This window comes from Mesorhizobium sp. M8A.F.Ca.ET.207.01.1.1 (assembly GCF_004794715.1).
GTDB lineage: Bacteria > Pseudomonadota > Alphaproteobacteria > Rhizobiales > Rhizobiaceae > Mesorhizobium.
This window is the reverse complement of record NZ_SRUS01000003.1, coordinates 25,878-51,166: the sequence shown is the minus strand read 5'-3', so window position 1 is coordinate 51,166 and position 25,289 is coordinate 25,878. Positions and strand designations below refer to the sequence as shown.

The 25,289-nt window shown below is 64.2% G+C and carries 20 protein-coding genes and 1 pseudogene; 15 read left to right on the top strand and 6 right to left on the bottom strand.

Annotated features, from left to right (window positions below; genetic code table 11):
• Positions 1-142 precede the first annotated feature (142 nt).
• From EN850_RS08870 to EN850_RS08810, 8 genes and pseudogenes are all read left to right on the top strand, one after another.
• A complete protein-coding gene (locus EN850_RS08870) occupies positions 143-604 on the top strand; it encodes an Rrf2 family transcriptional regulator (RefSeq protein WP_135918108.1) in 462 nt (153 codons plus the stop codon).
• 31 nt (positions 605-635) lie between these two features.
• Positions 636-1,979, top strand: a complete 1,344-nt coding sequence (locus EN850_RS08865; protein ID WP_135930970.1) for an FAD/NAD(P)-binding protein — start codon at positions 636-638, stop codon at positions 1,977-1,979.
• A 1,233-nt stretch (positions 1,980-3,212) separates the two neighbouring features.
• Complete coding sequence (locus EN850_RS08850) at positions 3,213-4,667, top strand: pyridoxal-phosphate dependent enzyme (RefSeq protein ID WP_136091038.1); 1,455 nt, start codon at positions 3,213-3,215, stop codon at positions 4,665-4,667.
• Positions 4,664-5,826 (top strand): annotated as a pseudogene (locus EN850_RS08845) (PLP-dependent aspartate aminotransferase family protein). The gene EN850_RS08850 and the pseudogene EN850_RS08845 overlap by 4 nt, the downstream one beginning before the upstream one ends.
• Before the next feature lie 281 nt (positions 5,827-6,107).
• Positions 6,108-7,076 carry a GlxA family transcriptional regulator gene (locus EN850_RS08835; RefSeq protein ID WP_136091037.1) on the top strand — a complete coding sequence of 323 codons (969 nt, stop codon included), beginning with the start codon at positions 6,108-6,110 and terminating at the stop codon, positions 7,074-7,076.
• Between the two features lie 320 nt (positions 7,077-7,396).
• Complete coding sequence (locus EN850_RS08825) at positions 7,397-8,701, top strand: Xaa-Pro peptidase family protein (protein WP_135922104.1); 1,305 nt, start codon at positions 7,397-7,399, stop codon at positions 8,699-8,701.
• A gap of 451 nt (positions 8,702-9,152) precedes the next feature.
• A complete protein-coding gene (locus EN850_RS08815; protein WP_136091035.1) occupies positions 9,153-9,833 on the top strand; it encodes an isochorismatase family protein in 681 nt (226 codons plus the stop codon).
• 18 nt (positions 9,834-9,851) lie between these two features.
• The gene (locus EN850_RS08810) at positions 9,852-10,802 is read left to right on the top strand and encodes an alpha/beta hydrolase (protein ID WP_136091034.1); all 951 of its coding nucleotides are present in this window, start codon (positions 9,852-9,854) and stop codon (positions 10,800-10,802) included.
• 9 nt (positions 10,803-10,811) lie between these two features.
• Here EN850_RS08810 and dnaQ read toward each other — a convergent pair whose 3' ends face one another.
• From dnaQ to EN850_RS08780, 5 genes are all read right to left on the bottom strand, one after another.
• Complete coding sequence (gene dnaQ, locus EN850_RS08805) at positions 10,812-11,537, bottom strand: DNA polymerase III subunit epsilon (protein ID WP_127276253.1); 726 nt, start codon at positions 11,535-11,537, stop codon at positions 10,812-10,814.
• Between the two features lie 88 nt (positions 11,538-11,625).
• Complete coding sequence (gene coaE / locus EN850_RS08800; RefSeq protein ID WP_136091033.1) at positions 11,626-12,207, bottom strand: dephospho-CoA kinase; 582 nt, start codon at positions 12,205-12,207, stop codon at positions 11,626-11,628.
• Entirely contained in the window at positions 12,204-13,046 is an 843-nt protein-coding gene (locus EN850_RS08795; RefSeq protein WP_136091032.1) for a shikimate dehydrogenase, read from the bottom strand. The genes coaE and EN850_RS08795 overlap by 4 nt, the downstream gene beginning before the upstream one ends.
• Positions 13,039-13,638, bottom strand: coding sequence for a Maf-like protein (locus EN850_RS08790; protein WP_136091031.1), 600 nt, complete (start codon positions 13,636-13,638; stop codon positions 13,039-13,041). The genes EN850_RS08795 and EN850_RS08790 overlap by 8 nt, the downstream gene beginning before the upstream one ends.
• A 287-nt stretch (positions 13,639-13,925) precedes the next feature.
• Complete coding sequence (locus tag EN850_RS08780; protein WP_136091030.1) at positions 13,926-14,747, bottom strand: pyruvate, water dikinase regulatory protein; 822 nt, start codon at positions 14,745-14,747, stop codon at positions 13,926-13,928.
• 404 nt (positions 14,748-15,151) lie between these two features.
• On the opposite strand from EN850_RS08780, the gene hemE reads away from it, so the two are divergent.
• The 3 genes from hemE (at position 15,152) to rho (ending at position 18,151) form a co-directional block, all read left to right on the top strand.
• Positions 15,152-16,183, top strand: a complete 1,032-nt coding sequence (gene hemE, locus EN850_RS08775) for a uroporphyrinogen decarboxylase (RefSeq protein WP_136091029.1) — start codon at positions 15,152-15,154, stop codon at positions 16,181-16,183.
• Complete coding sequence (hemJ, locus tag EN850_RS08770) at positions 16,183-16,719, top strand: protoporphyrinogen oxidase HemJ (RefSeq protein WP_127276237.1); 537 nt, start codon at positions 16,183-16,185, stop codon at positions 16,717-16,719. Before hemE ends, hemJ begins: the two co-directional genes overlap by 1 nt.
• Before the next feature lie 166 nt (positions 16,720-16,885).
• Positions 16,886-18,151: a transcription termination factor Rho gene (gene rho / locus EN850_RS08765; protein ID WP_027145740.1), complete on the top strand. Its 1,266-nt coding sequence runs from the start codon at positions 16,886-16,888 to the stop codon at positions 18,149-18,151.
• Between the two features lie 80 nt (positions 18,152-18,231).
• Here rho and EN850_RS08760 read toward each other — a convergent pair whose 3' ends face one another.
• A complete protein-coding gene (locus tag EN850_RS08760) occupies positions 18,232-20,250 on the bottom strand; it encodes a thioredoxin domain-containing protein (RefSeq protein ID WP_136091339.1) in 2,019 nt (672 codons plus the stop codon).
• 73 nt (positions 20,251-20,323) lie between these two features.
• On the opposite strand from EN850_RS08760, the gene mnmE reads away from it, so the two are divergent.
• The 4 genes from mnmE to EN850_RS08740 all read left to right on the top strand — a co-directional run bounded on the left by mnmE (position 20,324) and on the right by EN850_RS08740 (position 25,222).
• Positions 20,324-21,652 (top strand): tRNA uridine-5-carboxymethylaminomethyl(34) synthesis GTPase MnmE, encoded by a 1,329-nt coding sequence (gene mnmE, locus EN850_RS08755; protein WP_136091028.1) that lies wholly within the window; start codon positions 20,324-20,326, stop codon positions 21,650-21,652.
• A gap of 202 nt (positions 21,653-21,854) precedes the next feature.
• Entirely contained in the window at positions 21,855-23,738 is a 1,884-nt protein-coding gene (gene mnmG / locus EN850_RS08750; RefSeq protein WP_136091027.1) for a tRNA uridine-5-carboxymethylaminomethyl(34) synthesis enzyme MnmG, read from the top strand.
• Entirely contained in the window at positions 23,735-24,367 is a 633-nt protein-coding gene (gene rsmG, locus EN850_RS08745) for a 16S rRNA (guanine(527)-N(7))-methyltransferase RsmG (protein WP_136091026.1), read from the top strand. Before mnmG ends, rsmG begins: the two co-directional genes overlap by 4 nt.
• A gap of 54 nt (positions 24,368-24,421) precedes the next feature.
• A complete protein-coding gene (locus tag EN850_RS08740) occupies positions 24,422-25,222 on the top strand; it encodes a ParA family protein (protein WP_136091025.1) in 801 nt (266 codons plus the stop codon).
• Positions 25,223-25,289 lie beyond the last annotated feature (67 nt).

The following is a 25,289-nucleotide window of genomic DNA, read 5'->3' as shown; positions in this document are numbered from 1 at the left end:
AAGCAAGATCAACCGCAATTGGCTTGTATATCATGTCACTAGAATTTATGTGTCATGGATGGTTCGGCGCGGCGGGGAGGCACGCCGGGCGTTTCGCAACGGATGGCTTCGCGCCGTCTCATGACAGAGAAACGTTCGCTTCATGCTCACCAAAAAAGGCAAGTACGGCCTCAAGGCGCTCGTGCATCTCGCTGAGATGCCGGCCGGGCAACTCGCTTTCGTTGGCGATATCGCGACCGGCAACAACATCCCGAAGAAGTTTCTCGACGCCATACTGGGCGAGCTGCGCAATGCCGGCTTCGTCCAGAGCCGCAAGGGCAAGGATGGCGGCTACCGCCTGGCGCGACCCGCCGACGAAATCAAGGTCGGCCACGTCGTGCGCGTGCTGGACGGTCCACTGGCCCCGATCCCCTGCGCCAGCCGAACACAATATCAGCGCTGTGAAGACTGCAACGAGGCGACATGCCAAGTCCGACATCTGATGCTGGAAGTCCGGCAGGCGATCGCCGAGGTGCTCGACCAGCGCAGCCTCGCCGAGATGCGCGACATTGCCGACGACCTCCCGGTCGCGCGGGACGACCTGCCGGTGAAGGTCCTGGCCTGAAGCCGGCGCTTCGTACGGGGCTCGCTCGCGCATGACCGGGCGAACCAACTCGATCAATTCCATCATCATCGTCGGCGGCGGCGCCAGCGGTGTTGTGCTGGCCGCGCATCTGCTCAAATCGCCCAATCCGGACCTGCGCGTCACGCTGATCGAAAAGCGCCCGCATTTCGGCCAGGGCATCGCCTATTCGACACTGCTGTCGGCGCATGTGCTCAATGTCGGCGCGGCCGGCATGAGTGCCTATGCCGACGATCCCGGCAATTTCTGGCGCTGGCTGCTGGAGCGCGGGCTGGCGACAGCAGAGCAGGCGCCGGTCTACGCGCCGCGCAGCCTCTATGCCCGCTATCTCAAGGAATTGCTCGACGATCTGGAAACGCGCGAGCGCGAGACCGGACGGCTGCGCCTGATCCGCGAGGAGAGCCTGTCGATCTCGCCCACCGCGTCCGGGGTCGAGGTGGCACTCGCCAACGGCACCAGCGTGGTCGCCCACCTTGCCGTGCTCGCCACCGGCCACGACGAACAGCCCGCGCAGGGCCATGCGATCCGGATGGGATCGGAGGCCGACACCGCGCTCGATCCCGACAGCCGGATCGTGGTGCTGGGGACGGGCTTGAGCATGGTCGACGCCTTCCTTTCCCTGGAGCAGCGCGGCCATCGCGGCGACATCATCGCGGTGTCGCGGCGCGGCCTGCTGCCCTCGCCGCACCGCAAGGGCAATCCGATCAAGCTCGACGTCGCCGACATCCCGCTCGGCACCCAGCTTTCCTATTTCGTCGGCTGGTTCCGCGACCTCATCCGCGAGAACCAGAAGGCAGGCGTCGACTGGCGCGACGTCGTCGACGGCCTGCGCCCCTTCAACCAGAAGATCTGGCAGAACTGGCCCGCCTCGGCCAAGCGCCGCTTTGTCGAACACACCAAGGCCTGGTGGGACATCCATCGCCACCGCATGGCACCCGAGGTCTACGCCAGGGTGACGGAGGCGGTGCAATCGGGGCGCATCCGGCCGATCGCCGGGCGCGTCGTCGGCGTCACGCCGGGCGACGGCTTCGCGGTGGAGGTCCAATCGCGCCACACCCAGCGCCTCGAAACATTCGACGCCGCCCGCATCTATGATTGCTCCGGCATCGTGCGCGACATCTCGACCTCGTCGAACAGCGTGGTGCGGTCGCTGGTCGACCGCGGTCTGGCGCGGCCCGATCCGCTGCGCATCGGCCTCGACGTCTCGGCCGATTGCGAGATCATCGCCGTCGACGGCACCGTCTCGCGAAAAATCCTCGCCGTCGGGCCGCTGACGCGCGGCACCTTCTTCGAGATCGACGCCATTCCCGATATCCGCGTCCAGTGCGCCAGGCTGAGCAAGCGGTTGCTGGGATAGAGCAATTCCGGCATCAATCGTATTTTTGACCGACCCGTCTTCGGCTCGACCCAAAAGCGGCTTCCGCGATCGCACCATAGTCGGCTGAGCGCAGTCTGGTATTTATTCGGGGCGGCCCTATGTCAGCCGAACAACTTCCGTTCTTAACTATAAGACGGCAGGACTAAAGTCTTGCGTGCCGGTAGGCCTTGGTCTGAGGGGCCTTCAAACGTTCCGTACCTGTCCATTGGACGTTCCGTACTTTAGTCAACTGAGATATACGTGACTTGACGCAGACCCGTTGCAAACGGGGCGTGATACCAGCGCTTTCGGTGTTGCTGATTTCCTCGGAAACCCGGTTTCGAGCCGGGCCTTCCTTTTTAGCCCCTAACGGCCAATTTCGACCGAATTTCCCTGACGGCGTTTGCGATGGCGTCAGCGGTCGTGAGGTCGAGAGCCATCCAAAAATGCCTTCCGTTGTCCGGATCGAAAGGATGCCTGGAGGGCCCTTCTCATCCTTGCACCCAGGTTGCGATTTGACGCTGGCCTAGGCTGCCAAGGGGGAAAAGAATGGCCGGTGCGGGGATGCTTGGGTTGAAAGCAGGTCGCACCGGCCATTGCGGGTTAGGCTTCGATTTGGGATCGTCCCCCGCATGACCAAGCTATATGTATATTAGCTATAGCTCAACTGAGACTGAAGTCCCTCCCGCAGTCAGCCGGAGGGATAGCGTTCAGCCGCCCAATGCCTCACACACGGCGCGCGCGGTCTCGGCGCCGGAAAAGCTCTGCTGGGCGGTGATCAGGTTGCCGTCGCGCACCGCACATTGCCATGTGCACGTTCGGCTAGCATGGTGAAATCGGCGGCTTTAACGAACGAGATGGTTCGTTGGACGGATGAGACGGTGCCGCAGCTTGGGGCCGTTGAGGTCGGCGCCCTACGGCGCCCGCCTCTGGCCTGCCGGCCATCTCCCCCTCAAGTGGGGAGATTGGCTGCGGCATCGTCTTCGCCAATCGTCGACTTTGTAAAATGGTGCGGCCCGCGAAGCTGTTGATCTCCCCCCTTGAGGGGGAGATGCCCGGCAGGGCAGAGGGGGGCGCTGTCCCGCCGGCGTCCCGGTCCGGCAGCGTATCGCCTCGCCCTGACGGGCGGCTGGAATTTCATTCCCCGTCTGGCCACCGGATTGGCACGATCTATCTTCTTTCCAACTGCGATCGGCTGGAAAAGACGCTAGGTTGATCCATGGAGGCTCCGACATGAGCGAGCACAGAAAAGCCACGGCCGACAGTGCCGCCTCGGACAGCGCCCCCTCGGCGAGCGCAATGTCGCGTCTGCGCCCGCCCTATGCGTCGGTGCTCGATCTGATCGGGCAAACGCCGATCGTCGAGCTGACCAAGTTCGATACTGGAAAATGCCGGCTGTTCATCAAGCTCGAAAGCCAGAACCCAGGTGGCTCGATCAAGGACCGCATCGCGCTGTCGATGATCGCGGCGGCCGAGAAGGATGGCAGGCTGAAGCCGGGCGGCACCATCGTCGAGGCGACCGCCGGCAATACCGGCCTTGGCCTCGCCCAGGTCGGCATTCCCAAGGGCTATCGCATCATCCTGGTGGTTCCCGACAAGATGTCGCGTGAAAAAATCCAGCACCTGCGCGCGCTCGGCGCCGAGGTGCGCATGACGCGCTCCGATGTCGGCAAGGGTCATGCCGAATATTACCAGGACATGGCGGAGAAGATCGCCGCCGAACTGCCCGGCGCCTTCTACGCCAACCAGTTCGCCAACCCGGCCAACCCGCTGGCGCATGAGGCGACCACCGGCCCGGAGATTTTCTGGCAGCTCAACAGTGATGTCGACGCGGTGGTGGTCGGCGTCGGCTCGGGCGGCACGCTGACCGGGCTTGGCCGCTTCTTCGCCGGCGTGTCGCCGAAGACGGAGATGGTGCTGGCCGATCCGGTCGGCTCGGTGCTGGCGCCGCTGATCAAGACCGGCAAGATGGAAGAGGCGGGGAGCTGGACGGTCGAAGGCATCGGCGAGGATTTCGTGCCGCCCAATGCCGATTTGTCGCTGGTCAAGAAAGCCTATTCCATCACGGACAAGCAGAGCATGCTGGCGGTGCGCGATCTGCTGTCGCGGGAAGGCATACTGGCCGGCTCTTCCTCCGGCACGCTGCTGTCGGCGGCCCTGCGCTATTGCCGCGAACAGACGGTGCCCAAGCGCGTCGTCACCTTCGTCTGCGACAGCGGCAACAAATACCTGTCGAAAGTGTTCGACGATTTCTGGCTGGCCGAGCAGGGGCTGGCCGAACACGAACAGCATGGCGATCTGCGCGACTTGGTGATGCGCACGCACCGCACCGGCGACACGGTGTTCGTCGGCCCCGACGAAAGCCTGCTCAACGCCTATGGCCGCATGCGCCGCTCCGATGTCTCGCAATTGCCGGTGCTCGACAATGGCAAGCTGGTCGGCATCGTCGACGAAAGCGACATCCTTGCCCATGTCGACGGCCCCTATGACGGGCGCTGGGAGCGCTTCAACGGCCCGGTGCGCACGGCGATGACCTCCAACCTGCACACGCTGCAGGCCAGCCAGACGCTGGACGCGCTGCTGCCGGTGTTCGACCGCAACGAGGTCGCCATCATCTTCGACGGCGACGAGTTCGTCGGCCTGATTACCCGCATCGACCTGATCAACCATCTGAGGCGCGCACGATGACCACATCCGGAAAGAACCGCCTGGCGTTTTCGACGCGCACCATCCATGGCGGCCAGAGCCATGATCCGCTGACCGGGGCGGTGATGGTGCCTCCACCTCGACCTATGGCCAGCAGTCGCCCGGCGTGCACAAGGGTTTCGAATATGCCCGCAGCCAGAACCCGACGCGCTTCGCCTTCGAGCGCGCGGTGGCTGACCTGGAAAGCGGCTCGGCGGCTTTCGCTTTCGCTTCCGGCCTGGCGTCGATCGCCACCGTGCTCGAACTGCTCGATTCCGGCGCGCATATCGTCGCCACCGACGACATCTATGGCGGCTCGTTCCGGCTGATGGAGCGGGTGCGCAAGCGTTCGGCCAACCTGCAGGTCTCTTTCGTCGATTTCACCGACCTTGCGGCGGTCGAGGCGGCGATCCGGCCGGAGACAAAAATGCTCTGGGTCGAGACGCCGACCAATCCATTGCTGCGCATCGTCGACCTCGAGGGCGTCGCGGCACTGGCCAGGCGCAAGGGAATCCTGTCGGTCGCCGACAACACGTTCTGCAGCCCCTATATCCAGCGGCCGCTGGAGCTCGGCATCGACATCGTCGTCCACTCGACGACCAAATATCTCAACGGCCATTCCGACATGGTCGGCGGCGTCGCCGTCGTCGGCGACAACAAGGATCTCGCCGACCGGCTGAAATTCCTGCAGAACGCCATCGGCGCCATTTCGGGCCCGTTCGACAGTTTCCTGGCACTGCGCGGCTTGAAAACCCTGGCGCTCAGGATGGAGCGCCATTCCGCCAACGGCCTGAAGATCGCGCAATGGCTGGAAGCGCGAAAAGATGTGCGCCGCGTCATCTATCCCGGCCTCGCCAGCCACCCGCAACATGGCATCGCCGTCCAGCAGATGCATGCCTTCGGCGGCATGATCACGGCCGTGCTCGACCGCGACCTCGCCGGCACCAAACGCTTCCTTGAACGCACACAGCTGTTCACGCTTGCCGAAAGCCTCGGCGGCGTGGAGAGCCTGATCGAACACCCGGCGCTGATGACGCATGGCTCCATTCCCGCCGAGAAGCGGGATGAGATCGGCATATCGGATTCGCTGGTGCGGTTGTCGGCGGGGATAGAGGATGGCGATGATCTGATCGCCGATCTGGATCAGGCGCTGGGGGGCTGATACGAGCGCTCTGGGCGGCTTATGCCGATACCTGTCGGGTGTCGGCGCCGCCCCTCACCCGCCTGCCGGCATCCTCTCCCCGTATAGTGACGGGGAGAGGGCGCTTTCCTCGGCGGTTTCGCCAATCGGCGACGTTGCAGGATTTGGCACCGAGGTCACGGCTGCTTCTTTCTCCCCGTCTCTATACGGGGAGAAATGCCCGGCAGGGTAATGAGGGGCGGCGCCAACGTTCCGGAATGGCAATTGACCACAAGCGCCATCTGTCCGAACTATTGCGCCCCATGACCACGCGCGACCCACCCGAACCCACCGAGCCCCTCACCTTCGCGGTGCTGGTATTCCCCGGTTTTCCGATGATGGCGTTCAGCTCGGTCATCGAGCCGCTGCGCGCCGTCAATGTGCTGGCGAAGCGGGAATGCTACCGCTGGATAATCGTTGGTGCGACCCAGGGTCCGGTCGAGGCGTCGAACGGCGTCGTCATCCAGCCAGGGTTCTATGCCGAGGCAGCACCCAAGGTCGACCGCATCGTCGTCTGCTCGGGCGGCGACGCCGATCATCTCGTCGCCGAGGACGCGGCAAGCTGGATCCGCCGCAGCCTGCGCGGCGGCGCCCATATCGGCGCGGTGGCGGATGCCGCCTTCTTCCTCGCTCGCGCGGGCCTGCTCGACGGCCATGCCTGCACCTTGCACTGGACCAGCCAGGCCGCGTTCACCGAGGCGTTTCCCAACATCGAGCTCAGGCGCGACCTCTATGTCATCGACCGCAAGCGCTTCACTTCGGCCGGCGGCGTCGGCAGCCTCGACATGATGCTGGAGATCATCACCCGGGATTACGGCGCCGAGCTTGCCGCCGGCGTCGCCGAATGGTTCGTGCACAGCCAGCTTCGATCGAGCGTCGACCGCAAGCTGATGCCCTTGCGCCTGCGTACCGGGGTGCAGAACGAACTGGTGCTGTCGGCCATCGCCATCATGGAAGACGCGGTGGAGGAGCGGCTCGGCATGGCGGAGCTCACCGCCAAGCTCGGCGTCTCCTCCGACAAACTCGAGCGCTCCTTTCGCTCCGAACTCGACATCTCGCCCAATGGCTACTACCGGCGGCTCAGGCTGAAGCGCGCCGCCGACCTGCTGGCGCACTCGACGCTCGCCGTGCGCGACGTGGCGCTCGCCTGCGGCTTTGCCTCGATGTCGAGCTTTGCCCGGGCGTTTCGCGAGGAGCACGGGCATCCGCCGAAGCTGGCAAGACGGCATTAGGGGCGCCCGCTGAAGCTGTGAGATGTTGGCGGGACAGCGCCCCCCTCTGTCCTGCCGGACATCTCCCCCACATGGGGGGAGATCGCTGCCACCTCGGCTTTCGCCTATCTCCAACATCGAAGACGGAGGCGCGGTTGGCGAAGCTGCCAATCTCCCCCCTCGTGGGGGAGATGCCCGGCAGGGCAGAGGGGGGCGCGAAGGATCGCGACGGCGCCTGTTGGCCAGCGGCATCTCGCACAACAAACGCGGTATTCCGCACAATCCATCCGCCCCGCCTGCGCCATGCTCGGCCCTCGCAAACCAGCCAAGGCCGAACCCCCATGAGCATCGTCGTATTCGACCCGGACAGCACCGAAGACGTCGACTTCAAGGACCGTATGCGCCACCCCGTGGCGGCCGATCCGGCGGGCGGCATGTGGCTGTCGGACACCGAGCCGTCCTTCATCGATGCCGATGCCTTGCGCAAGGGCCGGCTGGCGAAACTCCGCGGCTGGATGCGCGAGGCGGGCTATGGCGGCGTCGTGCTGTTCGATCCCTACAACCAGCGCTACGCCACCGGCTCACGCAACATGTTCGGCTATTTCCTGCGCAACTCGACCCGTTACTTCTTCATTCCGACCGAAGGGCCGATCGTGCTGTTCGAATATCCGCAGAGCTACCATGTCTCCATGGTGCTCGACACGATCGACGAGGCGCGTCCGTCCAAGCTTGTCTGGTCCTCCGTGTCGGGCCGCGACGATGAAACCGCGGGTCCCTTCGCCGACGAGATCGCCGAGCTCCTGAAGACGCATGGCGGCGGCTCGATGAAGCTCGGCCTCGACCGTTGCAGCCACCTGCAGGCGCTGGCGCTGGAAAAGCGCGGCTGCGAGGTCCGCGACTGCCAAGGCGAAATCCTGGCGGTGCGCGCGGTCAAGACGCCGGAGGAAGTCAAATGCCTGATGGCGTCGATGGCCGGCGCCGAGGCCGCCGTCTATGCGGTGCGCGAGGCGATCAAGCCCGGCGTCTCCGAAAACGAGCTGTTTGCGCTGATGTATGGCGAGGTCATACGCCAGGGCGGCGAGTTCATCGAAACGCGGCTCCTGACCTCCGGCCAGCGCACCAACCCGTGGTTCAACGAAGCCAGCGGCCGCAAGATCCGGCCAGGCGAGTTGCTGGCGCTCGATACCGACACGATCGGCTGCTACGGCTATTATTCGGATTTTTCCCGCACCTTCCGCTGCGGACCGGGCAAGCCGACGCCTTACCAGAAGTCGCTCTACCGCATGGCGCATGACCAGGTTCAGCACAATATTTCGATCGTCAAACCCGGTATGGCGTTCCGCGAGATCGCCGAGAAGGCGTGGAAAATCCCGGACCGCTTCGTCGACCAGCGCTACACCTCGGTCATGCACGGCGTCGGCATGCATGGCGAGACGCCGTTCATCGCCCACGCCATGGACTACGAGACCTATGGCCGCGACGGCCATATCGTGCCAGGCATGGTGGTGAGCGTCGAAAGCTATATCGGCGAGAAGGGCGGCCGCGAGGGCGTCAAGCTGGAGGACGAGATCCTGATCACCGACACCGGCACTGAGCTTCTGTCGCGCTTTCCCTATGAGGACGAGTTTCTGGAGAAAGAGGTTTGATAGCCGCTGCACCACTCGGTGACGTAGCCTTTACGGTTGGCGCAGCCTCCCATCGTTTCGTCATCCTAGGGCGAAGCAAGGAGCGCAGCGACGCGGCGCAGACCCTAGGATCCATGCCGGGACGTCAACGCGCCTCCCATCGCCTTCGTCATCCTAGGGCGGAGCAAGGAGCGCAGCGACGCAGGGCAGACCCTAGGATCCATGCCGTGGCGTCGATGCCGCGCAACGGTTACCGAATTCTGCTCCGTTGCGCCATTCGATGGACGTCACGGAATGGATCCTCGGGTCTCCGCGACGCCGCTGCGCGGCTGCTTCGCCCGTGGATGACGAAGTCGGGGAGGCTTCGGCCAATCATCACCGCTTGCGCCAACCCGCTAAAAGCAACGATGTCGGCTTTTGACCAGCCTGCCAACCGCCAGGTCGATTCAGCCTGCAACCCAGGCGCCTCCGCATGAAAGCCCCTATCTCCATCAAGCGCGGCACGGTGGCCGCCGTGTTCATCGACCTGCAGGAAGAGCACCGGCAGGACCCGCGCTACCTCGTCGAGGGCTACGAATACATCCTCGCCAACGTCCAGCGCCTGCAGGCGGCGGCGCGGCAAAACCATGTGCCGCTCCATCACTGGGCCTATATCGTCGATCTCGACAGCCAGGACCGGCCCTTTCATCCCACAGGCGAAGACGGCAAGTCGGCCTTTTCCGACAAGAGCGACCCGCTGACCGAGATCTGCCATGAGGTGGCGCCGGCGGAGGGCGAGGCGCTGCTGATCAAGGCCGAGGCCAGCGCCTTTCGCAGCGGTCCGGCCGCCGACCGGCTCGAGGCTTCCGGCATCGAATGGCTTGTTGTCGCGGGCGTGTGGACCGAGGCCTGCATCGACGCCACCGTAAAGGACGCGGTGGCGAAGGGCTTTCGCGTGTTGCTGGTCAAGGATGCCTGCGGCAGCGGCAGCGCGGCGATGCACCAGACTGGCATCCTCAACCTTGCCAACCGGCTCTATGGCGGCGCGGTTACCGACACCGACGGCGCCTGCCGGCTGCTGGCCGGCGAGACGGTCACCGTCTGGCAGGTCGAAGGCTCGGTACCCCTGCGCTTCACCTTTGAAAACGCCGCCCGTCTCTATGCCGAGCTTTGACGTGCCCCGCCGACTGAAATGACCGGCCGCGGCAAATACGAAACCCGGCTCGACCCGGCACTCTGGGCCTATATCGACAGCGTCAACGCCTGGTATCCGCCCGAGATATCAGGCCTGCCGGTCGACAAGCAGCGCGCGGTCTATGCCAGGATGTGCCGCGCCTTCCATCAGGGCAGACCGCCCGGGGTCAGGGCCCGCGACAGCTTGGTCGCCGCTTCCAAGCATGGCATCCCGGTCCGCCGTTACCGGCTCGCCGGCGCGGCGCCGCATGCGACGGTGCTCTATTTCCACGGCGGCGGCTTCATCCTCGGCGGGCTCGAAAGCCATGACGACATCTGCGCCGAAATCTGCGCCGGCACCGGCTTCGACGTGCTGTCGGTCGACTACCGGCTGGCGCCCGAGCACCTTCATCCCGCCGCCTTCAACGATGCGCTGGCGGGTTTCGAATGGGCGGCCGCAAGCAGCGGCCTGCCGCTCGTGCTGTGCGGCGAAAGCGCGGGCGGCAACCTGGCGGCGGCGGTGGCACAGGCCACGCGTCACCATCCGCGCGCCGCGATCGGCCAGGTGCTGATCTATCCCGATCTCGGCGGCAACGAGGTGGTGGGCTCCTATGTCGAACACGCCGATGCGCCGCTGCTGTCGACAGGCGATGCCGCCTTCTATCGCGACGTTCGCTCGACCAGGAAGCAATCGCCCGACGATCCGACCTTTTCACCGCTGCGCGACACGGACTTTTCCAGCCTGCCGCCAACGGTGATCATAACGGCCGAATGCGATCCGCTGTCGTCGGACGGCGAGGTCTATCGCGACCGCATCCTGCAAGCCGGCGGCAAGGCGTGGTGGCATGAGGAGCCCCGCCTCGTGCACAGTTTCCTGCGCGCTCGCACCACAGTGCCGGCCGCGGCGGAAGCCTTTGCGCGCATCATCGCGGCGGTTGCCGCGCTGGGCCGGGAGGAGTGGCCGTACTGAAGGTCCGGGTTACGAAGAGGTCGCGGCACTTGCCTCGGACGACGTTGCCTTCAGCCAAAGCGCCTTTTCGCCAAGCGTGGCGACCATGGCGGCGTGCGCCGCGCGCTCTGCTTCGGTGAGGCGCGGCACGAGCGGCGCCGGCCGTTCGGCGACGATGATCTCGATATGGCGGACGTTCTCGCCCTGGGCAGGCGCGGTGGCGCTGTCGAGGATGAGCGCGGCCTGCTTGCCGCCGATCAGCTCGATATAGACCTCGGCCAGCAATTCGGAATCGAGCAGGGCGCCGTGCTTGGTGCGTTTCGTATTGTCGATGCCGTAGCGCCGGCACAGCGCGTCGAGCGAATTGGGACCCATCGGGTGCTTGCGGCGCGCCAGGGCCAGCGTATCAACGACAAGCCCGTTATCGACGGGCGGATGACCGAGCCGGCCGAATTCGACATTGAGGAAGCCGATATCGAATGTGGCGTTGTGGGCGACCAGCTTGGCGCCTTCCGTGAACCGCAGCCATTCCTCGGCGATTTCGGCGAAGGTCGGCTTGCCCGCGAGATCGGCAGCGCTGATGCCGTGCACGGACTGCGCCTCGGCATGGATCGCGCGCCCTTGCGGGTTGATATAGTGATGGAAGGTCCTGCCGGTCGGAAAACGATTGACCAGCTCGACACCCCCAAGCTCGATCACGCGGTCGTCGCGCGAATCGAGGCCGGTGGTTTCGGTATCGAAGATGATCTCGCGCATCGAATCAGTTGCTCCAAAGGAGCAGAATCGCGAGACCGGAACAAAATGGCAATGGGCAATGCTGACGGCATGCCGTCAGCAGCCCCGCTTATCCCCGAAGTTCGGCAATGATCGAAGCAACCGCGGCGCGCGCGGCGTCCAGTCCCTGGCCGGTGTCGATGACGAAATCGGCCAGCCGCCGCTTTTCGGCATCCGGCACCTGCTTGGCCAGGATCGCCGCCAGTTTTTCCTCGCTCATGCCAGGCCGTGCCAGCACGCGCTGGCGCTGGACTTCGGCCGGCGCGGTGACGACGACGACCTTGTCGACCCGGCCACGGCCGCCGGTTTCGAACAGCAGCGGGATGTCGAGGACCGCGATCGATTCGCCGGCGTTACGATGCTTGGCCAGGAAGGCGTCGGCATCGGCACGGACCAGCGGATGGATGATGGCTTCGAGCTTTTTCAAGGCCGCCGCGTCGCCAAGCACACGGGCGCCGAGTTTTGCGCGGTCGACGCTTCCGTCGGCGGTGGTGCCGGGAAAGGCGGCCTCGACCAGGGGAGCCGCCTTGCCGGCATAGAGGCGGTGCACCGTTTCGTCCGAATCATGCACCGGCACGCCGGCCTCGGCGAACATCCTGGCCGTGGTCGACTTGCCCATGCCGATCGAGCCGGTGAGGCCGAGCACGATCATGGTTTGCGCACCAGATCGGCAACGATGATCGCGCGGAGCTCCGCCGTCACCTTCGGCCTGACGCCGAACCAGCGTTCGAAGCCGGGCACCGCCTGGTTGACTAGCATGCCGAGCCCGTCGACCGTCTTCAGCCCCCGTGCCCGCGCGGCGGCGAGCAGGGGGGTCTCGAGCGGCACGTAGACGATGTCGTTGACCACGGCATGGTCGGGAAGCAGCGTGGGGTCGGCGGGCAAACCCTCATTGCCCTGCATGCCCAGCGCGGTGGTGTTGACCAGCAGGCCGGCGTCGCCCAGCAATTCGGCGGTCGCGGCCACTTCGTGCGCCGAAACACCGGCGCCAAAGCGGTCGCGCAATTCGATCGCCCGGGCGAGCGTGCGGTTGACGATGCGGATGTCGCCGAGGCCGCGCTCCTTCAGCGCGTGGATGACCGCGCGGGCGGCGCCGCCGGCACCCAGCACCACGGCCGGGCCATTGGACGCCCAGCCTGCGGCGTAGTCGTCGAGATTGGCGGAAAAGCCATGGCCGTCGGTGTTGCCGCCCCACAAGGTCCCGTCTTCGAGCCACAGCGTGTTGACGGCGCCGATTTCGTCCGCCGCATGGTCGCGGCGCGCGACCCCGGAAAAGGCCGCCTCCTTGTGCGGGATGGTGACGTTGCCGCCGCGATAGCCATTGGCCTGCAAGCTCGCCAGGAATTCGGCGAAATCCCGCGGCGCCACGTCGATCGCCTGGTAGCTGCCGTCAATGCCATGTTCGGCCAGCCAGTGGCCGTGGATCATCGGCGAGCGCGAATGTTTTATCGGATGGCCGGTGACGAAGGCCTTCTTCATTGCCTCAGCCATCGATGGCTCCCAGCGTGCGCAGTTCCGCCAGCAGCGCCAGCAGCGGCAGGCCGACAATGGTAAAATGGTCGCCTTCGATTCTTTCGAACAGCTGGATGCCTTCGCCCTCGATTTGATAGGCGCCGACGCTCGACAATGCCTTGGCGCCGACCCGGGCGAGATGGCGTCCGATGAAGGCGGGGTCGAGCTTGCGCATGGTCATCGAGGCGATGCCGACATGGCGCCACAGCACCTTGCCGTCTCGCACCAGCACGGCGGCGCTGTTCAACTGATGGGTCTTGCCCGACAGCGCCAGGAGATGGCGGCGCGCGCCTTCCATGTCGGCCGGCTTGTGGAACACCTCGTCGCCGAGCGACAGCGTCTGGTCGCAGCCGAGCACCAGCGCGCCGGGCCGGCGCTCGCTGACTTCGGTGGCCTTGGCTTCGGCGAGCACCAGGGCGACGTCCTCGGGCGAGGCGCCACTGTCCTGCAAGGGCGCTTCCAGCGCCCGCTCGTCCAGCGTCGCGGGAACCGCCTCGATGTCGACGCCGGCATCGACCAGCATCGCCTTGCGGAACGGGCTGCCTGAAGCGAGGATGATTTTTTCTGTCATTTTTTGCACTCGAGCGCAGACGCGGCGCGGTTAGCGTATGAGGAGCTTTACTCTGTAAGGTTGGCGCCGCCCCTCATTGTCCTGCCGGACATTTCTCCCCGTATAGAGACGGGGAGAAAGGGGCAGCTTCAGTGCAGCCGCTCTTTCCGGCAACGCTGGCGATTGGCGAAACCATCGACGACAGCGCCCCTCTCCCCGTACTATACGGGGAGAGGATGCCGGCAGGCAGGTGAGGGGCGGCGCCGACCTCCGCTAAAGGTGACTCGGAAAACTCACTGTCCGCTCATCTATCTCGTCTTCCCCCGCAGGGCAACGATGGCCGCGGCGGTCTCCTCGATCGAGCGGCGGCTGACGTCGATCATCGGCCAGCCGTGGCGGGTGCAGATCTGGCGGGCGTAGGCGAGCTCCTCGTTGATGGCGGCGCGGTCGACATAGTCGGTCGGCACGTAGGTGCTCGAATTGCCGAGGATGCGGTTCTGACGCACATGCGAGATGCGCTCGGCGGTGGCGATCAATCCGACGATCAGCGGTGTTCTGGCGGTGACCAGGCTTTCGGGCACCGGCACGCCGAGCACGATCGGGATGTTGGCGGTCTTGATGCCACGATTGGCGAGATAGATGCTGGTCGGCGTCTTCGACGTGCGCGATATGCCGATCAGCACGACATCGGCGTCATCCATGTTTGCCGGCAGCTGTCCATCATCATGGTCCATGGTGAAATTGAGCGCATCGATGCGGCGGAAATATTCGGCATCGAGAACATGCTGGGCGCCGACGCGGCGGCCGGCCGGGGTGCCGAGATAGGACTGGAACACGGTGAGCACGGGTTCCAGCACGGACACGCAAGGCAGGCCCATGGCCGCGCAGCGTTCGTCGATGCCGCGCGCCAGCTTCTGGTCGACGACCGTGTAGAGGATGATGCCCGGCTCCTCCTCTATGTCCTCGAACACCTTGGCTATCTGCTTTTCGGTGCGGATGAGCGGGTAGATGTGCTCGATGGCGCGCGCATCCTTGTACTGCGCCGAAGCGGCGCGCCCGGCGGCGAGCAGCGTTTCCCCCGTGGCGTCGGAAATCAGATGCAGGTGGAAGAAGCTCTGGGGTTTGTTCACAGGGGTCACCTGGGGCTGTGGGCGGATGTGGATAAGGTTGGACAGGCGGGCGTACTGGCCAGAGGCGACTGTATCAGATGCCGGTTTGTCCACAATTCGATGCGCTGTCAGCTTCGCCGGACGGCTGGGGACAAGTTCGTGGACGAGACGTTTTGCCTTTCGCCTGTCCACAGGGGAGGCTTCGAGGGTGGTCGATCTAGCGCATTGACTCGCCTGCGAGATTCCTGATTGTCCCCAGAACCCTGCAAACCGCGATCGGGAGTGCGCGACAATATGCTTGCTGGCGTTTTGGCGGCCAAAGCGGGACAGGTGACAACCACCACAACCAACAGACTCTTAGAATCAGAAGACTCTTTTAAAATAAGATATTTGATTAAGAGGAAGCCGGGAGAGGCGAGCGCTCGATGCCTGCAAGACGGATCATGCTGGATGTCCTGAAGGGCAAGACGGTGTTTCCTCCTCCGCTCTGGATGATGCGCCAGGCCGGACGCTATCTGCCGGAATATAGGGAAACGCGAAAGCGTGCCGGTTCCTTCCTGGATCTCTGCTACGACCCCGACCTTGCCGTCGAAGTGACGCTGCAGCCGATCGAGCGCTTCGGCTTCGACGCTTCGATCATGTTCTCGGACATCCTTGTCGTTCCCCATGCGCTTGGCCGCGACGTGCGCTTCGAGGAAGGGCGCGGGCCGCTGCTGACGCCGATTTCCGCGGCCGAGATCGCGGCGCTGGGAAGCGAGATGTTTCACGTGAATCTCGAGCCGGTCTACGAGACGGTTCGGAGGCTGCGGGCGAAATTGCCCGACGAGACGACGCTGATCGGCTTCTGCGGCGCGCCATGGACGGTAGCGACCTACATGATCGCCGGTCACGGTACGCCGGACCAGGCGCCGGCGCGGCTGTTCTCCTACCGCGAGCCGGCCGCGTTTCGGCAGCTGCTGAAAGTGCTCGCCGATCATTCGGCTTCCTACCTGATCCGCCAGATCGAGGCCGGTGCGGATGTCGTGCAGATCTTCGATTCCTGGTCGGGGGTGCTCGACGATGTATCGTTCGAACAGTGCTGCGTCGAACCGGTGGCCGAAATCGTCAGGCAGGTTCGGGCCGTCCATCCCGACGTGCCCATCATCGGTTTTCCCAAGGGGGCAGGAGCGCGCTACCAGAGCTATCGCGCCAAGACCGGCGTGACCGGGCTCGGCATTGACTGGACGGTGCCGCTCGAGGCAGCGAAGGCGTTGCAGCGGCAAGGAGCGGTCCAGGGCAACCTCGATCCCTTGCGGCTTGTGGCCGGCGGGCAGGCGCTGGCCGATGGCGTCGAGGCGATCCTCAAGGCGTTGGGGGACGGGCCGCTGATCTTCAATCTCGGCCACGGCATCACCCCCGACACGCCGGTGGCGCATGTCGAGGCGATGGTGAAACAGGTCCGGAGCGCGGCACGCTGATGGCTGACAGAGATGACACCAACAGCACCGGCCAGGCGATGAAGCGCATGGCCGTCGGCATCGCAGTCCTGATTGTTCTCACCGCGCTTTTGTTTTTCTTCGCACCGGAAAGCTTCTATCCCTGGGCAAAGGCGATCCATATCCTCGCCGTCATTTCCTGGATGGCCGGCATGCTCTATCTGCCGCGGCTGTTTGTCTATCACGTCGACGCGGAGAAGGGCTCCGTCCAATCCGAAACCTTCAAGGTGATGGAGCGGCGTCTGCTGCGCGGCATCATCAATCCGGCGATGATCCTCACCTGGCTGTTCGGGCTGTGGCTGGCCTGGAAGATATTCGCGTTCCAGGGCGGCTGGCTGCATGCCAAGATCGGCCTGGTGCTGCTTATGTCGGGCATTCACGGCTATCTGGCCGCCGCGGTGCGCAAATTCGCCGAGGACCGCAACGAAAAAACGGCAAGGCACTGGCGGATCGTCAATGAGATCCCCACATTGCTGATGATCGCAATCGTGATCCTGGTCGTAGTGAAGCCCTTCTGAGGCTTCATCCGGCCCCGTCAAAAGGCGGCTTGCTCTTTCAGCCGACCGACGATACAAGACGGGTCTTCCTTCCCGTCATGCGCCGCCCCTCATTGCTTTCGGCCGCGCCCGGCATTTGTCGCATCCCGCCGATTTTTTTCCCCAAAGCCTACCCAGAGTCCGTCTAATGCAAGAAATGAAACTCACCGAGTTCAAGAACAAGAAGCCGCCAGAGCTGATCGCTTATGCCGAATCGCTCGAGGTCGAGAACGCCAGCGTCATGCGCAAGCAGGAACTGATGTTCGCGATCCTCAAGAAGCTCGCCGCCCAGGACATCGAAATCATCGGCGACGGTGTGGTCGAGGTGCTGCAGGACGGTTTCGGCTTCCTGCGCTCCGCCAATGCCAACTACCTGCCAGGTCCCGACGACATCTATATCTCGCCGTCGCAGATCCGGCGCTTTTCGCTGAAGACCGGCGATACGGTCGAAGGACCGATCCGCAGCCCGAAGGAGGGCGAGCGCTATTTCGCGCTGCTCAAGGTCAACACGATCAATTTCGACGATCCCGAGAAGATCCGCCACAAGATCCACTTCGACAATCTGACGCCGCTCTATCCGACCTCGCGGCTGAAGATGGAGGTCGACAATCCGCCCAGCAAGGACATATCGCCTCGCGTGATCGACCTGGTGGCGCCGATCGGCAAGGGCCAGCGCGCTTTGATCAACGCGCAGCCGCGCACCGGCAAGACGGTGCTGTTGCAGAACATCGCGCACTCGATCACCGCCAATCATCCGGAATGCTATCTGATCGTGCTTCTGATCGACGAGCGACCGGAGGAAGTGACCGACATGCAGCGTTCGGTCAAAGGCGAGGTGATCTCCTCGACCTTCGACGAGCCGGCCGTGCGCCACGTCCAGGTCGCCGAAATGGTCATCGAGAAGGCCAAGCGCCTGGTCGAGCACGGCCGCGACGTGGTGATCCTGCTGGATTCGATCACTCGCCTCGGCCGCGCCTACAACACCGTCGTGCCGTCATCCGGCAAGGTGCTGACCGGTGGTGTCGACGCCAACGCGCTGCAGCGGCCGAAGCGCTTCTTCGGTGCCGCCCGCAACATCGAGGAAGGCGGCTCGCTGACCATCATCGCCACGGCGCTGATCGACACCGGCAGCCGCATGGACGAAGTCATCTTCGAAGAGTTCAAGGGCACCGGCAACTGCGAAATCCAGCTCGACCGCAAGGTGGCCGACAAGCGCATCTATCCGGCCATCGACATCCTGAAGTCCGGTACCCGCAAGGAAGATTTGCTGGTGTCGCGCCAGGACCTGCAGAAGATCTTCGTGCTGCGCCGTATCCTGGCGCCGATGGGAACCACCGACGCGATCGAGTTCCTGATCGACAAGCTGAAGCAGACCAAGACCAATGGCGATTTCTTCGATTCGATGAACACTTGAGTTCGGAGGGGGTTCGCCCCCTCCTCTTCGTTCTCGGATCTGCGCCGTGTCCGCTTCCTGCCCTATCATCTCGCGGCGAGTTAGGGTCGTCGCACCAATCCTTCCAGCTCATCCGGATCCGTAACCACCGGCAGGCAGACCTGGCCGGTGCAGAACCAGGCGCCGCGCCGGTTGGTCGGCGGCAGGATTCCGCCGGGCAGCAGCGGTCGATTCGCCGCCGTACCGATCGGCACGACGATATCGACGCGACGCGGATCGGGATTTCGATTCGCGACCGGAATGAGCTTCGGATCGTCCGGCCCATCGACGATGACCAGTTTCAGCGGCTCGATGGCAAGCGCGCAGGCATTGACGATGCCCGTCTGGCCATAGGCCTGATGCGCGGCGCGGCCGGCGGCGTGCTCGGCGGTTTTCCACGCCTTCTCCTGCAAGTCGAGATTGCCGGTGAGGGAGGCGAGCCGGAGCTGCGCCTCGATGATCTGGCTGGTGGCCGACGGAATGGCCTCGTCGACATCCCCCCTGATGCGGATCGGCACGTCGGTGCTGTCCGAGGCCGTCAGATAGTGGCCCGCCCCTTCGGCGTCGGCGTGCCAACGGTCCAGTTGTTCGAGGAACTGGCTGGCCTTTTCGACATAATTCCAATCGCCCGTGGCTTCGAACAGCGAGATCGCGGCGTTGGTCATAGCGGCATAGTCGCTCGACAGAGCGGGAAACAATTTCCGGGCGCCGAGCATGGAATGCGGCAAGCGATTGTCGCGGCTGGCGGCGCTGACATGGGCAAAGGCCTTTGCCGCCGCCTCGACCCAATCCGGGCGGGCCAGGGAGCGGCCAGCCTCGGCGACTGCGGCGATCATCAGGCCGTTCCAGTCGGTAACGGTCTTTGCATCCAGGCCCGGCCTGACGCGTTCTTCCCGGACAGCGAGAAGCCTTGCCTTGAGCGGCACCAACTGGTCGCGGTCCTCCACACCAAGCGCTTGCTGGGAGAGGGTCTGATGGACCACCGGCTTGCCTTCCCAGCCGGGCGGGCTGGAAAGCGTGAAGTATTTGAAAAACAAGGCTGAATCGCCGCCAAGGACGGATTCGATCTCTTCCCTGCTCCAGGTGTAGAACAGCCCTTCCTCGCCATCGCTGTCGGCGTCGAGACTGGCGGCAAAGGCGCCGCCGTCGACCCGCATTTCGCGCAGCAGCCAGTCGACCGTGTCTTCGATTCGTATCCGGAACAGATCGTTGCCGGTTGCCGCGTGAGCCCAGTTGCAGAAACGGATGAGTTGGGCGTTGTCGTAGAGCATCTTCTCGAAATGCGGCACCAGCCATTCGGCGTCCGTCGAATAGCGGCTGAGCCCGCCGCCGATGTGATCGTAGATGCCGCCGCTCAGCATATGTTCGAGGCTGGTGAGAACGTCGTCACGATGCGCGGCATTGCCGTCGCGCAGCCAGGACAGCCACAACGTTTGCATGAACGGCGCGTTCGGGAATTTCGGCGCGCCGGCGAGGCCGCCGCGGTCGCGGTCGACCATGCCGCCGATGCGGCCGGCAAGGTCGGACAGCGTATCGCGATCGAGAAGCGCCTTGGCATGCGTGGCCGAGAGCCGCGCCTCGACATGGGAGGTCAGGCCATCGGCGCTCTGGTGCAGGCTCGCCCGCTTGTCGCGCCAGGCCTTGTCAACCGCTTCCATCACCTGGATGAATCCCGGACGGCCATAACGCGGCTCGCGCGGAAAATAGGTGCCGCCCCAGAACGGCTTGCCGTCCGGCGTCAGGAACATGGTCAGCGGCCAGCCGCCCTGCTCGCCCATTGAGGACAGGGCCGCCATGTAGATCTGGTCGATGTCGGGGCGCTCCTCGCGGTCGACCTTGATATTGACGAACAGACGGTTCATGACGGCGGCGACGTCGTCATTCTCGAAGCTTTCATGGGCCATGACATGGCACCAGTGGCAGGCGGCATAGCCGATGGAGAGCAGGATAGGCCTGTCCAGCGCCTTTGCTTCTTCCAGCGATGCCGGCGACCATCCCCGCCAGTGCACGGGATTGCCGCTGTGCTGCTGCAGATAGGGGCTGGCCTCGTCGGCAAGCAGGTTTCGCGCGGGCAAAGTCACAAGGGCCAAACTTTCGGGGCAATCCGGGGGCGGTGATGAGGCGGAAGCTAGGGCGGTTCGGTAGAGCGGGCAAATGATTTCAGGCGAATCGATCGTGGCGCTGTCGAGCGGCCGGCTCCCCGCCGGCGTCGCAGTGCTGCGCATATCCGGCCCACGGACTCGATTCGTTGTCGAAACGATTGCCGGCGGCGTGGTTAAAGAGCGGAGCGCGGTTCTGCGCAGGTTCAAGGCGGCGGATGGAACGCTGCTCGACAGCGGTTTGGTTCTCTTCTTCCCCGGGCCCGCGAGCTTCACCGGTGAGGATGTCGCCGAGTTTCATGTTCATGGCGGCCGCGCCGTGGTGGCCAGGATGCTGGAGACGATCGCTGGCTTTGACGGCGTCAGGCATGCCGAACCTGGAGAGTTCACGCGCCGCGCGTTCCTCAATGGCAAGGTCGACCTGGTCGAGACCGAGGCGCTGGCCGACCTCGTCAACGCCGAGACGGAAGCGCAGCGGCGTTTTGCTATCCAAAATGCCGAAGGCGCGCAGAGCGAGCTCTACCTCAATTGGCGTCGGCGCCTGATCCATGCGCGGGCGATGATCGAGGCGGAGATCGACTTCGCCGATGAGGATGACGTGCCGGGTTCCGTTTCGGATACGGTTTGGTCAGACGTGCGGTCGATGATGTCGGAAATTGGCCGCCATATAGCGGGATTCCACGCCGCCGAAATCATCCGCGACGGCTTCGAGGTCGTCATCCTCGGCGCGCCCAATGCCGGCAAGTCCAGCCTGTTCAATGCTTTGGCGCGGCGCGATGCGGCTATTGTAACGGATGAACCCGGCACCACCCGCGACCTGCTGGAGGTGGTGCTGGATCTCGAAGGCCTGCGTGTCAGGCTGACCGATACGGCCGGGTTGCGGGATGCGCCGGGGAAGGTCGAGGCGATTGGCATAGAGAAGGCGAAAGCCAAGGCGGATCGCGCCGATCTCGTGCTGTTTCTCGAGGACGCCGCCAACCCAAGGGATGCGGGTCCGCTGACAGTGACGGCGCCGGCATTGCGCGTTGGCACCAAGCTTGATCTGCTTGACAGCGAAGCGGCTCACAATGGCGTTCGGCGCTATGAGTTTGGCATATCGGTGATCGACGGGACGGGCGTGGATGGATTGCTGGCGGAGATCGGGCGCCGCGCCAGTCAGGCAGCGGGCGGCGCCGGCGACGTGCTGCCGTCGCGGCTACGCCATGTCGAGTTGCTCGATGCCGCGCACCGGCATCTGCACCGCGCCGCCGATGAGCGCTGCGCCCAGGAATTGCGCGCCGAAGAACTGCGCCTGGCAGCCGATCGGCTGGGGCGAATCGTGGGCGCCGTAGACGTCGAGGACTTGCTGGACGTGATCTTTTCCCAGTTTTGCATCGGAAAGTGACTCACGTGAAACACTGCGGTCGCTGGCAGGGCCTCCTCCGACTGACTCACGTGAAACAATCTTGGGGCCGTGATTCACGTGAAACGCGGACAGAAGCAGCCTTTCCCTGTTTCACGTGAAACGTCGCGCGGAAGTTTTCTTGACAGCATGGCCTCGCAGGGACATGTGTCGCTCATCTCATTGAGTCCGGGACCTATGTAAAATGACCGATCACTATGATGTGGTTGTGGTGGGCGGCGGCCATGCCGGTTGCGAGGCTGCCAGCGCGGCCGCGCGCGCCGGCGCCAGCACCGCTCTGGTATCGCTGCGTTTCGATACGATCGGCGTCATGTCGTGCAATCCGGCGATCGGCGGTCTCGGCAAGGGGCATCTGGTGCGCGAGATCGACGCCATGGACGGGCTGATGGGCCGCGTGGCGGACGCCGCCGGGATCCAGTTTCGTCTGCTCAACCGCCGCAAGGGGCCAGCGGTGCGGGGTCCGCGCACGCAGGCCGACAGGAAGCTCTATCGCCTTGCCATGCAGGAAGCGATTCGGCAGCAGAATGATCTCGACGTCGTCGAGGGCGAAGTTCTCGATTTCGAAATGCCAGATGGAAAGATCGCCGCGGTTCTGCTGGCGGACGGCCGCCGGCTTGCCTGCGGCGCCGTGGTGCTGACGACGGGAACCTTCCTGCGCGGTCTCATCCACATCGGCGAGAAGAAGATCGTCGCCGGCCGCATGAACGAGAAGGCCAGCATGGGATTGTCGGCGACGATGGACCGCGCCGGGTTCAAGCTCGGGCGGCTCAAGACCGGCACGCCACCGCGGCTCGATGGGCGGACCATCGACTGGGCATCGCTCGACAGCCAGGCGGCGGACGAGCATCCCGTGCCGTTCTCCCTGATGACCGACCGCATCGTCACACCGCAGATCGATTGCGGCATTACCCGCACGACGACGGCGACGCATGAGCTAATCCGAGCCAATCTTGGCCGTTCGGCGATGTATTCCGGCTCGATTGAAGGGGTTGGGCCGCGCTATTGCCCGTCGATCGAGGACAAGATCGTCAAGTTCGGCGATCGCGACGGGCACCAGATTTTTCTCGAGCCGGAAGGGCTCGACGACCACACTGTCTACCCCAACGGGATTTCGACCTCGCTGCCTGAAGACGTTCAGCTCGATATCCTCAAGACCATTCCGGGGCTGGAGGGTGCCATCATGTTGCAGCCCGGCTATGCCATCGAATATGATCATGTCGATCCGCGCGAACTGCATCAGACACTGGAGACCAAACGCGTTGCCGGGCTCTTTCTCGCCGGGCAGATCAACGGCACGACCGGCTATGAAGAGGCGGCTGGACAGGGCCTGCTCGCCGGCCTCAATGCCGCGCGGCGCGCCGGAGGCGGCAAGCAGGTCGTCCTCAGCCGCACCCAGGCCTATATCGGCGTGATGGTCGACGATTTGACCAGCCGCGGCATCAGCGAACCCTATCGGATGTTCACCTCGCGGGCCGAGTTCCGGCTGTCGCTGCGCGCCGACAACGCCGATGAGCGGCTGACCCCGCTGGCCGACAAGCTTGGGATCGCCTCGGCGCGACGGATGCAGCGTTATGCCGATGTCATGCGGCGGCTCGACGAAGCGCGCCAGCTGGCGCTTTCGCTGACCATGACGCCGAACGAGGCGGCACGGCACGGTCTGGAGATCAACCGCGACGGCGTGCGCCGGTCCGGCTTTGAACTCCTGGCCTATCCCGGTGTCGACGTGGCCTGGCTGGCCAGGGTCGAGCCGAAGTTTCACGACATCAACGCCAAGACCGCCGAGCGTCTCGAAACGGAAGCGAAATATTCGGTTTATCTCGATCGCCAGAGCACGGATGTCGCGCAGATCCGGCATGAAGAGAGCCGGCTGATCCCGGAGACGGTCGATTTCGCCGGCGTGCCCGGACTGTCCAATGAGCTGAAACAGAAGATGCAGGCGAGGCGGCCGCGCTCCATCGCGGATGCACAGCGCATGGAAGGGATGACGCCGGCAGCGCTGGCGATCATCGTCGCGCATGTCCGCCATTGGGAATCCGCACAAAAGGCCGAGCAGAGGGACGTTGCGTGAGCTCGTTTTCCCTGAAGAGCCTGCAACACGCCGCCGGCCCGGTTTCACGTGAAACATTCGAGCGCCTTGTGGCGTTCGAAAACATGTTCCAGAAATGGAATCGCAGCATCAATCTCGTGGCACAGTCGACCGCGGCCGATGTCTGGCAGCGCCACATACTGGACAGCGCCCAGCTCGCACGGATAGAGCTTGAAGCCAGGCGTTGGGTCGACATCGGTTCCGGCGGCGGCTTTCCTGGGCTTATCATGGCCTTTCTGCTCGCCGAGCGCCCGGGGGCCAGCATCGATCTGGTCGAAAGCAACCGCAAGAAGGCCTCTTTCCTGCAGACCGTCATCGGTCAATTCGGCTTGCCGGCGCGGGTCGTGGCGCGCCGTATCGAGGGCAGCCATGGGCTTGTTTCGAAGCCGCAAATCGTCACGGCGCGGGCGCTGGCTTCGCTTCCGGTCCTGCTCGACCTGTCCGCGCCATGGCTGACCTCGGGCGCGCGCGGATTGTTCCACAAAGGCCGGGATTACCGCGCCGAAGTGCAAGAAAGCGTTAACCGGTGGACCTTCGATCTGGTAGAACATCCAAGCGTGACAGACGCCAGCGGCGTCATCCTCGAATTGTCCAATGTGCGGCCTGTCTGAACCGAGACCGGCCTGTTATTCGGCGACCCAAAGATGAATTTCTGGCATAAGCCCATGATGAAGAACGGCCCTCGAATCATCACCGTAGCCAACCAGAAGGGCGGTGTCGGCAAGACGACCACTGCCATCAACCTGGCCACCGCGCTCGCGGCAATCGGTGAAAAAGTGCTGATCGTCGACCTCGACCCGCAAGGCAATGCAAGCACTGGCCTCGGCATCGACCGCAAGGACCGGGCGGTCTCGTCCTATGATGTGCTGACGGGCGAACTGGACCTGGAAGCCGCCGCCATTCCGACCGCGGTGCCGGGCCTGTCGATCGTGCCCTCGACGCTCGACCTGCTCGGCATCGAGATGGAGATCGCATCGGCGCCCGACAGGGTCCTCAAGCTGCGCAATGCGCTGCGTGCCGCGACCGAGCGCGGGGCGCCTTTCGGCTATGTGCTGATCGATTGCCCACCCTCGCTCAATCTTTTGACCTTGAATTCAATGGCGGCCGCCGATTCCGTTCTCGTACCGCTGCAATGCGAATTCTTCGCGCTGGAAGGCCTCAGCCAGTTGCTTGAAACCGTCGAGCAGGTGCGCCGCTCGATCAATCCGGATCTCACCATCCAGGGCATCGTGCTGACCATGTATGACGGCCGCAACAACCTCGCCAACCAGGTGGTGCAGGACGTGCGCGAGCATATGGGCGATAAGGTCTATGAGACCATCATACCGCGCAATGTGCGCGTGTCCGAAGCGCCGTCCTATGGCAAGCCGGCGATCCTCTACGACCTGAAATGCTCTGGCAGCCAGGCCTATCTGCAGCTGGCCTCCGAAGTGATCCGCCGCGAGCGTAAATTGCGCGCCGCTTGATTAGGCGAGATGCATAATCAACAGCCGATTCGATACCGAAACGATTCGAAATAGACGTGGAATAAAG

Coding starts and splice junctions, on each gene's coding strand:
- EN850_RS08870 (WP_135918108.1), top strand. CDS start 143: ATGCTCACCAAAAAAGGCAAGTACGGCCTCAAGGCGCTCGTGCATCTC.
- EN850_RS08865 (WP_135930970.1), top strand. CDS start 636: ATGACCGGGCGAACCAACTCGATCAATTCCATCATCATCGTCGGCGGC.
- mnmG (WP_136091027.1), top strand. CDS start 21,855: ATGACCGATCACTATGATGTGGTTGTGGTGGGCGGCGGCCATGCCGGT.
- EN850_RS08825 (WP_135922104.1), top strand. CDS start 7,397: ATGAGCATCGTCGTATTCGACCCGGACAGCACCGAAGACGTCGACTTC.
- hemJ (WP_127276237.1), top strand. CDS start 16,183: ATGGCTGACAGAGATGACACCAACAGCACCGGCCAGGCGATGAAGCGC.
- coaE (WP_136091033.1), bottom strand. CDS start 12,207: ATGATCGTGCTCGGCCTCACCGGCTCGATCGGCATGGGCAAGTCGACC.
- EN850_RS08795 (WP_136091032.1), bottom strand. CDS start 13,046: ATGGCTGAGGCAATGAAGAAGGCCTTCGTCACCGGCCATCCGATAAAA.
- rho (WP_027145740.1), top strand. CDS start 16,886: ATGCAAGAAATGAAACTCACCGAGTTCAAGAACAAGAAGCCGCCAGAG.
- EN850_RS08815 (WP_136091035.1), top strand. CDS start 9,153: ATGAAAGCCCCTATCTCCATCAAGCGCGGCACGGTGGCCGCCGTGTTC.
- EN850_RS08835 (WP_136091037.1), top strand. CDS start 6,108: ATGACCACGCGCGACCCACCCGAACCCACCGAGCCCCTCACCTTCGCG.
- EN850_RS08850 (WP_136091038.1), top strand. CDS start 3,213: ATGAGCGAGCACAGAAAAGCCACGGCCGACAGTGCCGCCTCGGACAGC.
- hemE (WP_136091029.1), top strand. CDS start 15,152: ATGCCTGCAAGACGGATCATGCTGGATGTCCTGAAGGGCAAGACGGTG.
- dnaQ (WP_127276253.1), bottom strand. CDS start 11,537: ATGCGCGAGATCATCTTCGATACCGAAACCACCGGCCTCGATTCGCGC.
- mnmE (WP_136091028.1), top strand. CDS start 20,324: ATGATTTCAGGCGAATCGATCGTGGCGCTGTCGAGCGGCCGGCTCCCC.
- EN850_RS08740 (WP_136091025.1), top strand. CDS start 24,422: ATGATGAAGAACGGCCCTCGAATCATCACCGTAGCCAACCAGAAGGGC.
- EN850_RS08810 (WP_136091034.1), top strand. CDS start 9,852: ATGACCGGCCGCGGCAAATACGAAACCCGGCTCGACCCGGCACTCTGG.
- EN850_RS08790 (WP_136091031.1), bottom strand. CDS start 13,638: ATGACAGAAAAAATCATCCTCGCTTCAGGCAGCCCGTTCCGCAAGGCG.